The organism is Nitrosomonas marina, assembly GCF_900110145.1.
Taxonomy (GTDB): Bacteria; Pseudomonadota; Gammaproteobacteria; order Burkholderiales; family Nitrosomonadaceae; genus Nitrosomonas; species Nitrosomonas marina.
This window is the reverse complement of record NZ_FOCP01000001.1, coordinates 1-12322: the sequence shown is the minus strand read 5'-3', so window position 1 is coordinate 12322 and position 12322 is coordinate 1. Positions and strand designations below refer to the sequence as shown.

Annotated in this window: 11 protein-coding genes; 9 read left to right on the top strand and 2 right to left on the bottom strand. The window is 46.1% G+C overall.

Going from position 1 to position 12322, the window contains the following annotated elements; translation table 11 throughout:
* The first annotated feature begins 203 nt into the window (after positions 1-203).
* From BMX44_RS00050 to BMX44_RS00030, 5 genes are all read left to right on the top strand, one after another.
* Positions 204-368 (top strand): rubredoxin, encoded by a 165-nt coding sequence (locus BMX44_RS00050; protein WP_090627208.1) that lies wholly within the window; start codon positions 204-206, stop codon positions 366-368.
* 3 nt (positions 369-371) lie between these two features.
* Complete coding sequence (locus BMX44_RS00045; RefSeq protein ID WP_090626806.1) at positions 372-1523, top strand: NAD(P)/FAD-dependent oxidoreductase; 1152 nt, start codon at positions 372-374, stop codon at positions 1521-1523.
* A 66-nt stretch (positions 1524-1589) separates the two neighbouring features.
* Positions 1590-2195: a septation protein A gene (locus tag BMX44_RS00040; RefSeq protein ID WP_090626804.1), complete on the top strand. Its 606-nt coding sequence runs from the start codon at positions 1590-1592 to the stop codon at positions 2193-2195.
* Between the two features lie 8 nt (positions 2196-2203).
* Positions 2204-2506, top strand: coding sequence for a YciI family protein (locus tag BMX44_RS00035; RefSeq protein WP_090626802.1), 303 nt, complete (start codon positions 2204-2206; stop codon positions 2504-2506).
* An 81-nt stretch (positions 2507-2587) separates the two neighbouring features.
* Positions 2588-3382, top strand: coding sequence for a peptidylprolyl isomerase (locus BMX44_RS00030; RefSeq protein WP_090626800.1), 795 nt, complete (start codon positions 2588-2590; stop codon positions 3380-3382).
* 1 nt (position 3383) lies between these two features.
* Here the strand turns inward: BMX44_RS00030 and alr are convergent, their stop codons facing one another.
* A complete protein-coding gene (gene alr / locus BMX44_RS00025) occupies positions 3384-4505 on the bottom strand; it encodes an alanine racemase (protein ID WP_090626798.1) in 1122 nt (373 codons plus the stop codon).
* A gap of 370 nt (positions 4506-4875) precedes the next feature.
* Here alr and lplT point away from each other — a divergent pair, with 370 nt between their 5' ends.
* The 4 genes from lplT (at position 4876) to bamC (ending at position 11055) form a co-directional block, all read left to right on the top strand.
* Positions 4876-6144: a lysophospholipid transporter LplT gene (lplT, locus tag BMX44_RS00020; protein WP_090627206.1), complete on the top strand. Its 1269-nt coding sequence runs from the start codon at positions 4876-4878 to the stop codon at positions 6142-6144.
* Between the two features lie 124 nt (positions 6145-6268).
* Complete coding sequence (clpB, locus tag BMX44_RS00015; RefSeq protein WP_090626796.1) at positions 6269-8854, top strand: ATP-dependent chaperone ClpB; 2586 nt, start codon at positions 6269-6271, stop codon at positions 8852-8854.
* 166 nt (positions 8855-9020) lie between these two features.
* Positions 9021-9908, top strand: a complete 888-nt coding sequence (gene dapA / locus BMX44_RS00010; RefSeq protein WP_090626794.1) for a 4-hydroxy-tetrahydrodipicolinate synthase — start codon at positions 9021-9023, stop codon at positions 9906-9908.
* Between the two features lies 1 nt (position 9909).
* A complete protein-coding gene (gene bamC, locus BMX44_RS00005; RefSeq protein ID WP_090626792.1) occupies positions 9910-11055 on the top strand; it encodes an outer membrane protein assembly factor BamC in 1146 nt (381 codons plus the stop codon).
* Between the two features lie 210 nt (positions 11056-11265).
* Here the strand turns inward: bamC and BMX44_RS16675 are convergent, their stop codons facing one another.
* The gene (locus tag BMX44_RS16675; protein ID WP_177167616.1) at positions 11266-11412 is read right to left on the bottom strand and encodes a hypothetical protein; all 147 of its coding nucleotides are present in this window, start codon (positions 11410-11412) and stop codon (positions 11266-11268) included.
* Positions 11413-12322: the final 910 nt, after the last annotated feature.

The window sequence follows — 12322 nt, the reverse complement described above, 5'->3', positions numbered from 1 at the left end:
AACTTATGAATCGCTAATGACAATGTATGCTCGGAACACTCTGTTTTGAGATGCGTTGTTTTTTAGTACAGGATTAATTGATTCGCGTTTTTTTTCTTAAATACATGTTAATCCCGTTTAAACTAACGGCTCACAGTAATTCTTCTGCTGAAAAATCTATGGGCTATGTGTTACCAGAGAATCAGACGGGTCAGTATTATCAGATGAAGAAATATCAATGTAATATTTGTGGATTTATTTACGACGAGTTATTGGGTGATCCCGCGCACGGCATAGCAGCCGGTACGCGCTGGGAAGATATTCCGGAAAGCTGGAGTTGTCCGGAATGCGGGGTGAATAAGGCTGATTTTGAGATGGTGGAGATATAAGTCATGTCGCAGCCAATAGTCATTGTCGGTAGCGGGCTTGCAGGTTATGCGGTGGCGCGGGAATTGCGGCGGTTGACGACTGACAAAGCCGTTGTGATGATAACAGCTGATCATGGTGGTTTTTATTCCAAGCCAATGCTGTCCAATGCACTGTCCACTGGAAAAACACCGGAATCGATTATCAATGGTGATGCCGAGAAAATGGCGGCGCAACTTGATATTACCATTCATTCACACACTCGGGTTGAGGCCGTAGACACCAGCAATCAATCGATTGAATTGTCAAATGGGGAGCGATTGTCATACAGCGCACTTGTGATGGCCATCGGTGCGGACCAGGTAAGATTGCCGTTGCAGGGAAGTGGCGTATCAAAAATTCTTACAATCAATGATGTTGATGATTACAAATACTTTCGTGACGTACTGGCAGATAAAAAGCGGGTCGCTATCATTGGCGCAGGACTGATTGGTTGCGAATTTGCCAATGATCTTTCAGCGACAGGCTACCAGGTCGACGTAATTGATATTTCGCCTCAACCGCTCGGGCGGCTGTTGCCGCCAGAAGCAGGCGCTTATTTGCAAAAGAAACTGGAAGCTGTCGGCGTTAATTTTCATTTCAATATGACGGTGGAATCAGTGGATCAATCCGACACAATGATGCAACTGAAGCTGACGAATGGCGAGAAAGTCGACACCGATATTGTACTGTCCTCTGTCGGATTAACGCCGCGTATTAATCTGGCCAAGAAAGCCGGATTGCTTGTCAATCGCGGTATAGTTGTCAATCAACTGTTGCAGACCAGCGATGAGAACATATTTGCGCTGGGCGATTGTGCCGAGGTGGAAGGCAAGGTGCTGCCTTTTGTGATGCCAATCACGCATGCAGCCCGGGCACTGGCGGCAACATTGGCCGGGAAGCCAACACCAGTTGTTTACCCTGCTATGCCGGTTCTAGTGAAAACACCTGCCTGTCCTACGGTTGTTGCACCCCCCGAGTCGGGTCATGCCGGCGAATGGCGCGTCGAGTCGAATGGAGAAGGTGTGAAAGCGGTATTTCAGAATAATTCCGGAAATCTGCTTGGTTTTGCGCTTCTGGGCCAAGCGACTGCAATGAAAAACGAATTGGCCACGAAGTTGCCTCCGATTTTAAACTGATGAAAAGGCGTGGCGCGCAACCGGTTTTTTATAATCCGATGGGCTGTGCGCCAGTGTTGTGTGACGATGAAATTTTTTTTCGACTTATTCCCGGTTATTCTTTTTTTTGTAGCGTTTAAGGCATATGATATCTATATCGCTACCGGCGTGGCTATGCTTGCAACGGTTATGCAAATCGGTTGGGTGAGATACCGTCATCACCGGATAGATAACATGTTATGGATCAATTTGATCGTTATAATGTTGTTTGGAGGTGCGACGCTGGCATTCCAGGATGAAACGTTTATTAAGTGGAAGCCGTCAGTACTTTATTGGTTGTTTGCATCGATACTGTTGGTGTCTAATCAGTTTTTTTCCAAAAATCTTATTCAAGCATTGCTGGAAAAACAGCTGGTACTGCCGTCCCAGGTGTGGCAGAAACTTAATTTAAGCTGGATTGTTTTTTTCGTGTTTATGGGGTGTGTTAACCTATATGTCGCATATGGTTTTTCAGTGGATACCTGGGTGACATTCAAGCTGTTTGGCGTAATGGGATTGATGTTGCTTTTTGTTGTACTGCAGGTTGTGCTGCTAAACAAGTATCTGCGCTCCGTAGATTTTGTAAAGGCTGATTTACATACAACCCAAAAAGGTATCGCTGAAGCTGGTGAAAATCGAGAACAGGATAAGTAAGGACTGATATGTTTTATGTAATTTATGCGGAAGATGTGCCTGACAGTCTCGAACGCAGGAAGACTGCACGTGCTGCACATTTGGAACGGTTGCAACAGTTACAGGAGAAAGGACGATTGCTGCTGGCTGGACCGTTTCCAGCAATCGATTCAGTTGACCCGGGTCCGGCCGGTTTTTCCGGCAGCCTTATTGTTGCTGAATTCGAGTCGTTGCAGGCAGCGAAAGATTGGGCTGATACCGATCCTTACGTTAGTGCAGGTGTTTATCAGGCCGTAACGGTGAAACCCTTTAAAAAAGTTTTTCCGAAATGACGCCGCTACATTGGTATTTGTTACATTGAAGCGTATACTTACCGCCGCCATACTATCCAAATTTTTCAGAAAGGAAATTTCATGCGTTTGACTAGATTGTCGCAATATTTAATTGTTGGTTCTTTTGGTTTCATGGTCATGACGGCTCATGCCCAGTCTGCTTCGACAATGGCTACTGTCAATGGTGTAGCGATTCCGCAATCGCGACTTGATTTGATGGTCAAGGCAAGCGGTGCCCAGGGACAGGAGGACGGGCCGGAATTGAGAAAGGCGCTAAGAGAGAATTTGATAACGGAAGAGATACTGACGCAGGAGGCGATCAAAAAAGGGCTGGACAGAGACCCTGAAGTGGTATCTCAAATTGAAATTGCAAGGCAGGCAGCTTTGATTCGCGCGCTTCAGGCTGACTACATCAAAAACAACGCGGTAGGTGAAGACACGCTGAAACGCGAGTATGATATGTTGAAAGTACAAATGGGTGACAAGGAATACAAGGCGCGCCATATACTTGTGGAAAATGAAAGTGAAGCCCGCGACATCATTGCAAATTTAAAAAAAGGTGGTGATTTTGCCAAAATTGCCGCAGAAAAATCCATTGATGACGGTAGCAAAGTCAATGGTGGGGAGCTGAACTGGAGTCCGGCTGCTGCTTACGTTCGTCCTTTTTCAGAAGCTTTGGCTAAACTGGAAAAAGGAAAGCTCACAGACAACCCTGTTCATACCAATTTCGGCTGGCACGTTATACAACTGATCGATACGCGACCGATGGATGTCCCGGCTTTCGATGAAGTTAAGGAGAACATTCGGCAACGCGTTTTGCAACGCGAATTTGCTGCATATGTGCAGGAGTTGCGCAGCAAAGCCAAAGTTGAATAAACTATTTTGATTCTACACAAATGCGGGTGGTGCTGCTCTGAGACTCTTCTTGCAGAATCTCCAGTTCAACCCGCGTTGGCAGCGCGCAAAGCAGTTCATAGCTGATGGTATCAGCTGCGCGCGCAATATCTTCAACGGGCAATCCGTTTCCCCAAAGTGTCACTGTGCTGTTGATCGGTATGTTGGGTAATTCTGTCAAATCAACGGCGAGCATGTCCATCGAAACTTTGCCAATTAAACGGCTTCTGTAACCGTTAACCAGTACCGGCGTGCCTGTTGGCGCATGCCGTGGATATCCGTCCGCATAACCACAGGCAACAATTCCAATACACATTGGTCTGTCAGTTTGGAAACTGCCGCCATAGCCCACAATATCGCCTTGTTTTAAATGCTGTATGGCAATGATTTTGCTGGTTAGGGACATCACCGGTTTCAATTTGAAATCCACCCCCCTGTGAGCAGCAAATGGAGAGGCGCCATACAACATCAGACCCGGACGGACCCAATCACGGTGTGCTTCCGGGTAACGGATAGTCGCGGCTGAATTGGCGAGTGTACAGGGCATTGGGGTCGATCCGGTGATTTGATCAAAAACCTGTAACTGTTTGTGAAACTGTGTGTTATCAGTAGTGCCGTCCGCGGTTGCAAAATGCGTCATCAGCGTGACCTGCGAAACGGCCGGGTTGCCTGATAACTGCTTGATGACGGACGGGAACCGTTCAGATGCAATGCCCAGGCGGTTCATGCCGGTATTGATTTTTAAAAAAATATCCAATTCCCGATGGTTGCAGCCTGAAAGCATAGCAAGCTGTTCATCATGGTGTATGACTGTACTCAACCTGTACTTTTCCAGTAATGCCAGTTCGCGTGTCGAAAAAAAACCTTCCAGCAACAAAATAGGATGTCGAAAACCGGCCTCACGCAGACAAATTGCAGCTTCCAGTTCGAGCAATCCAAAACCGTCCGCGTTCCTTAACGCGTGCGCTGTATGCAATAATCCGTGCCCGTAAGCATTGGCTTTGATGATAGCCATAATTTTTGCGTCGGGTACATAGTGACGCGTTACCAATAGATTGTGTGTTAATGCGGGCAGATCGATATAAGCTTTAATGGGACGTTGCATCGGGTTTGTTAGCTGCAGAAAAAAGTATGTCTATTACGATGGATTTACGTCAATCAATGCGAAAATACCGATCCTGGCTTGTTGTGGTGTTTTAAAGAGGCTAATGTACACATGTCGCATGGCCTGTTGATTGGTGTGAATTTATTTGCAATGACCGTGACACAAAAGCCTACTATGATAATGTAAATTGACTTGTTTCGTACCTGCTTTTATCAGATAAATCGACGTTTCTTATTATATTTGCAGTCAATTGGGAACATTTTTCAATTTTGAGCGGGAGTGGTGTATTTCTCGCGTTTCATGGTATAACCCCATTACTGATTAACTATTGCGTATCAAAAAAACAATAACATTCTGAGAGGTGGGACGTTTGAATCGCGGTTTTTACACCATTATGGCTGCGCAGTTTTTCTCTTCTCTTGCTGACAATGCGCTGCTTGTTGTGGCCATAGCATTACTGATTGAATTGCATGCACCGGCTTTTCTGACACCACTACTCAAATTCGTTTTTGTGCTGTTTTACGTGATTCTTGCTCCATTCGTGGGTGCATTTGCTGACTCAATGCCAAAAGGCAGGGTAATGTTTATCAGCAATACCATCAAGGTATTAGGCTGTACTCTCTTGTTTTTTGCTATGCATCAGTTTTCTGCCCTGGCCGCGTATGCCGTTGTTGGATTGGGTGCGGCGGCCTATTCACCTGCAAAATACGGCATATTGACGGAACTGTTGCCTCCCGAAAAACTGGTGATTGCTAATGGCTGGATCGAGGGATTGACAGTTGCTTCAATAGTGCTGGGTACCATGTTGGGAGGAATTCTAATCACGCCTGCTGTATCCCAGATGCTGCTTGCTATTCAGCTTTCTTTTATACATTCCGATACGGAAATGAGTATTTTCGTGGTGGCTGCAATTTACGTGATTGCCGCGATTTTTAACTTGTTTATTCCAAATACCGGTATTGATCATCGTATGCCCCAGAAAAACCCGCTGTATCTCATTCATGAATTTTCTCATTGTGTGAAATTACTATGGGTGGATAAGCTTGGACAGATTTCTCTGGCAGTGACGACGCTATTTTGGGGTGCAGGCGCAACGCTGCAGTTTATCGTAATAAAATGGGCTGAAACGGCGCTTGATTATCCGCTGAGCAAAGCGGCCCAATTACAAGGCATCGTCGCACTTGGTATTGCGATAGGCGCTGTAATGGCAGCACGCACAGTTTCACTAAAGCAATCTTTGTCTGTCATTCCACTCGGATTTGCTACTGGCCTCGTGGTAATGTTGATGGCTTTAGTACATAACTTTTGGCTGGCGGTGATATTTTTGATCGTAATTGGCGGTATGGCCGGTTTTTTTGTGGTTCCCATGAATGCATTGTTACAGCATCGGGGCTACATATTAATGGGTGCGGGCCATTCAATCGCAGTACAGAATTTCAATGAAAATCTGAGCATACTCATGATGCTGTCGCTGTATGCGCTGCTGATTTATTATGAGGTGCATATCTATGTGGTCATTGTGTTATTTGGTTTGTTCATGTCGATCATCATGGCCCTGGTGCGCAAATGGCATAAGTATAACCAGAGCAAGGAGGATTCACTGCATTTGATTGGTACAAGAAAGATTCACAGACACTGAAGTTGCTACATTCAGTACTGCATTCAATCTGCACTGACCGGTCGTTCATTTAACATGGAAGTCAGCTTGAAATATTGACTCGACTCCCCCACGTAGTGATCAGTGACCTTTTTGGGAGATATGAATGCGTTTTGATAAATTAACCACGAAATTTCAGCAGGCTTTGGCCGATGCGCAAAGTATCGCTGTCGGGCAGGATCATGCCTATATTGAACCCGGACACTTATTGCTCGCCTTATTACAACAGGAAGATGGCGCGACTGTGTCGTTATTGCAGCGGAGTGGCGCCAATGTTACGCCGTTGCGTGAGGCCGTAAAGCGCGACATTCAACGACTGCCCAAGGTTGAAGGTACGGGTGGAGAAGTCAACCTGTCGCGGAATCTCGCCAATCTACTTAATATGGCGGACAGGGAAGCACAGAAACGTGGAGATCAGTTTGTTGCCTCAGAGATGTTTCTGCTTGCATTGTTGAAAGACAAGAGTGAAACAGCTGCACTGCTAAAGGAATTTGGTGCTACCTATGAAGCATTGGAACAGGCGGTAGCCGCTGTGCGCGGTGGCGAGCAGATTGACAGTGCAGAAGCTGAAAGCAGCCGTGAAGCTTTGAAGAAATATACGCTGGATCTGACCGAGCGCGCACGACAAGGAAAGCTTGATCCGGTTATTGGGCGTGACGATGAAATTCGGCGTGCTATTCAGGTTTTACAACGGCGAACCAAAAACAATCCCGTTTTGATTGGTGAACCCGGTGTTGGCAAAACTGCTATTGTTGAAGGTCTTGCACAACGTATTGTTAATGGTGAGGTACCTGAAAATCTGAAAAGCAAGCGTGTATTGTCTCTGGATATGGCCGCCTTGCTTGCCGGAGCAAAATATCGAGGTGAGTTCGAGGAGCGTCTGAAGTCCGTGCTGAAAGAACTGGCGCAGGATGAGGGTAACACGATTGTGTTTATCGACGAACTGCATACCATGGTTGGTGCCGGCAAAGCGGAGGGCGCGATGGATGCCGGTAACATGCTCAAGCCGGCGCTGGCGCGCGGTGAGTTGCATTGCGTGGGTGCGACGACACTGGATGAGTATCGTAAATACATTGAAAAAGATGCCGCACTGGAGAGAAGATTTCAGAAGGTGCTGGTTGAAGAGCCGAATGTGGAAGCGACAATCGCGATTTTGCGCGGGTTACAGGAAAAATACGAAGTGCATCATGGTGTAGACATCACCGATCCGGCTATCGTCGCTGCTGCTGAATTATCTCACCGCTACATTACAGATCGGTTCTTACCTGATAAAGCGATTGATTTGATCGACGAAGCTGCTGCACGGATTCGTATGGAAATCGACTCCAAACCGGAAGCGATGGACAAACTCGATCGCCGTTTGATTCAACTTAAGATCGAACGTGAAGCAATTAAGAAAGAGCAGGACGAGGCTTCACGAAAGCGCTTGCAATTGCTGGAGGAAGAAATTGCACTCAAGGAGCGTGAATATGCTGATCTTGAAGAAATCTGGAAGGCGGAGAAATCGCATATTCAGGGTTCACAACATGTGAAAGAGGAAATTGAGAAAATCAAACTGGAGATTGAAGCCGCAACACGCAAAGGTGACTGGCAAAAAGTATCCGAGTTGCAGTATGGACGTTTGCCTCAATTGGAGTCCCAACTGAAATCGCAGGAAAGCCCGGTACAGAAAATTGACACAGAAAAACCTAAACTGTTGCGAACCCAGGTCGGCGCTGAAGAAATTGCAGAAGTTGTATCGCGGGCGACCGGTATACCGGTCGCCAAAATGATGCAGGGGGAGCGTGAGAAATTGTTGCTCATGGAAGAGAAGCTTCATGAGCGCGTTGTCGGACAGGACGAGGCAGTACGGCTGGTTGCGGATGCAATTCGCCGTTCCCGCGCGGGCCTGGCCGATCCAAACCGACCTTACGGTTCTTTTTTGTTCCTGGGGCCGACCGGTGTCGGCAAAACAGAATTGTGCAAGGCACTGGCCGGCTTTTTGTTCGACTCGGAAGAGCATCTGGTTCGTGTGGATATGTCCGAGTTTATGGAAAAGCATTCTGTCGCGAGACTAATAGGCGCACCTCCTGGATATGTGGGATATGAAGAAGGCGGCTACCTGACTGAAATCGTGCGCAGAAAACCTTACGCAGTAATTTTACTGGATGAAGTCGAAAAAGCGCATCCGGATGTTTTTAATGTCCTGCTGCAGGTGCTGGATGACGGACGGATGACAGATGGCCAGGGGCGTACGGTTGATTTTAAAAATACCGTTGTTGTGATGACCTCCAATCTGGGCTCGCATATGATTCAGGAAATGCACGGACAGGATTATCAGACGATCAAAGACTCGGTCATGGGAGAGGTAAAAACACATTTTCGTCCAGAGTTTGTCAATCGTATTGATGAGGTGGTTGTATTTCATGCATTGAGCGAAAAACATATTCAATCTATTGCACGGATACAGCTTCAATATCTGGAAAAAAGAATGGCTGCGATGGAAATGCATTTGCAAGTCAGCGATGAGGCGCTTGCCGAATTGTCTCAAGTTGGGTTTGATCCCGTTTTTGGAGCCCGACCACTCAAGCGGGCTATTCAGGCGCAGATAGAAAATCCACTGGCCAAGGAAATTCTTGAAGGTCGTTTTGCCGCTAAAGATAACGTACTGGTTGTTTACAAAGATGGCAATATGGAATTTACCAAAGCTTAACGGGTAAAAATCACAATGAAGATTCATTCCTTGCGATGATTGGCGACCTGCGATCGAGACGTGAGTAGAATGTTGTGCCTCCAAAATTTGGGCTGTTTAAACGGGGGTATCACTTTTGTATGTTCAGTTCAGGTAAAATACACAATTTGCACATGGAAAAGTAATCATGTTTAAAGGTAGTTTGGTTGCCCTCGTTACACCAATGCATGAGGATGGCAAATTAGACTTGGAGCGTTTTCGGGCTCTGATTGATTTCCATATTGATCAGGGTACGGACGGCATTGTTGTCGTTGGAACGACCGGTGAGTCTCCAACGGTCGATTTTGAAGAACACCATTTGTTGATGCGCACCGCAGTGGATCATGCTGCCGGACGTATTCCAGTCATTGCCGGGACAGGCGCGAATTCAACGCGTGAAGCGATTGACTTGTCAGTTTACGCAAAGGATTCCGGGGTTGATGCCTGCCTTTCCGTGGCACCTTATTACAATAAGCCGACGCAGGAAGGGTTGTATCAGCATTTCAAGGCCATTGCTGAAGCTGTGGATATTCCGCACATTCTTTATAATGTACCGGGTAGAACTGTAGCCGATATTGCCAATGACACCTGTATGAGACTGGCGCGGATTCCGAATATTATCGGGATAAAAGATGCTACCGGCGATATGGCGCGAGGAAGTGATTTGATACGTAATTCGCCAGAAGATTTCAGGATATGGAGTGGGGACGATGTTTCCGCGCTGGCTTTGATGCTGCTTGGTGGCCACGGCGTGATATCCGTCACAGCTAATGTTGCGCCGGCACAAATGCATGCCATGTGCAGTGCTGCTGCAAAAGGAGATCTTAAAACAGCACGCGCGCTGAATAACACACTCATGGGTCTGCATACCGATTTGTTTGTAGAGGCAAATCCGATTCCGGTTAAATGGGCGGTTGCGCAGATGGGGCGTATGGAGGCTGGTATTCGCCTGCCTTTGACCCCGCTATCTGAAAAATATCATCAGCGTGTTCGCAAAGCGATGAGCCAGGCGCAGATTCAAATTCCAAAGGAGTAACATGTCAGGTAAACGGTGGCACACATATCTTGTTGCAATGGTAATGGTGCTTTCAATAATATTTTCCGGGTGTACTATTTTTCCGGAGCAAAAACAGATTGACTATAAATCTGCGAGTAAATTGCCACCGCTTGAAGTTCCGCCTGATTTGATCGCGCCTTCAACAGATGAGCGTTATTCCATACCCGGAGGGACTTCCGGCAGTGCAACATTTTCTTCATACAGTAATGAGCGTATTGCTCAGCCCGGTACTGGCACTTCTTCATTGCTGCCGATATCGGTGCAGAGTGTTCATATTGAGCGTGCAGGCACGCAGCGCTGGCTGGTTGTGCCGCAGCCACCCGAAGCAGTCTGGCCGATTGTGAAAGAGTTCTGGCAGGAACTGGGTTTTCTCATCAAACTGGAGATACCGGAAGCGGGCATCATGGAAACAGACTGGGCGGAAAACCGGGCAAAAATCCCCCAGGATTTTATCAGAAACATACTCTCCACATTTCTTGATAGTTTCTATTCATCGGCTGAGCGTGACAAATTCCGTACGCGGCTTGAACGTACCGAAATGGGAACCACAGAAGTGTATATCAGTCATCGCGGTATGGATGAAATTCTGGAGACTAGTGGCGCAAACCGTACAATCTGGCAGCCGCGTACGGCAGATCCGGATTTGGAAGCTGAAATGCTGGCGCGTTTAATGATGCGTTTTGGCGTCGAGGAAGAACGCGCCAGAATGGAATTGGCCAGCACGAGTGGTAACGTGCAGGAGAAAGCCTATATTGACAAGGAGAAAGGAAATGTACTGGTTGTCAATGAGGCATTTGACCGCTCTTGGCGGCGCGTCGGTCTGGCGTTGGATCGAATCGGGTTTACGGTGGAAGATCGTAATCGCGTGGATGGCATTTATTTTGTTCGTTATGTGGATCCTGAAGATGACAGTTATAAAAAAGGAGACGATGATGGGTTGCTGTCTGGTCTCATGTTCTGGAAGAGTAAAGACGATAAAGATGCCAGGGCTGCCAGATACCATATAATGGTCAAGGAAACCGGTACCCGTACGAGTACGGTGACTATTTTAAACGAGGATAATACACCGGTTCGTTCGGCAGTTGCAGGAGGTATTCTCAAACTGCTGCACGAGCAGCTTAAGTAAGGTTTTTTAAAAACCGGATAAATCGTTCCGATATCTGTTGTTAACTGTCCATCCAGACAGAAGCGGTTTGAATATAAAATGGGAAATAGTTGCCGGAACCGGCAATTGAAGAATGAATGATAAAAAATAAAAAAACCGCCATTTGGCGGTTTTTTTATGGAAACATCATAAAATAAATATGACGTCCTTCCCTTGTGAAACTGCTGATACTTATTCGTTGTTGTTTTTTGCAGCTTCTTCTTGAAGAATTCTTTCAAAATTCTCTTTCTCTTGTTCAGGTAACGCCTGACCTGGTCTACCACCACATGCTGCTAAAAAGAAAGATGCTAATACCAAAACTAGAAAAGCTTGTTTCATTATTGAATTTCCCTATTTTATGTATAAAAATTAAAGTCCGAAAACGAAGCAGCTTATACCATCGCTCCAAGTAATGTCAACAGTGTCAAACTCAACTGCTCAACTCGGAGTCAAACCTACTTATTATTTTTAATATATTTATTGTGAGGAAAAACTGAACGATATAGTCATGCTGCTGGCATAAGTATAAATCTTTTAGTAACAAGATACTACCCATTCTGTGATTTATTTGGCCCGGTCGAAGTGTCGTTTCAAACAAAGTGTCGTTTCAAACAAGAAGCAGGGTTTGAAACAGAGTTTGATGATTTAAAAAGAGAAACCGCCCATAAAACAGAGCGGCTTCTCGATATTACCAGCAAAAGATCATTACTCGGGTTCTGAACCGCGTTCATCCATGAATCCTGGAGGATATTGTCCAGGTTTGGGATCACTACAACCCACTAAAAACATCGCCAGTAAGGCAGCTATCAATAAAGAGTATTTCATACTTATAATCTCCTATTCCAGAATTTTTACCAATTAATTTTGTTAAACAGCTCTATTGCCCTCCGAATATCAAGGGACTATAAACTAGTTATCAGATTCAAATATTACTGTCCAGTCATGTGGCAAATAACCTGACCGGCTGATCTGAAACTCGGGGATGATTACGGATGAGACGGGCGGAGTGACAACAAGAGAAGTGGAAGGTGGGATTTGAATTAAGCCTGTGGAAATTGGAAGAAAGGAGTTTTACACAGGCAAAAGCGGTTGAATCGGGCCTGGCAGTGTTGTGCGTCACTGGATGGGGTAATGCAATAAACAGAGCAATTCGGGAGCTATGATTATTTCTGGTGTATGACAAGGGAAGAGAAAGCGGTGTAACCTGTTGGTATAGATCTCGGCAGATCAACCAATAAAAAGAGGAAAA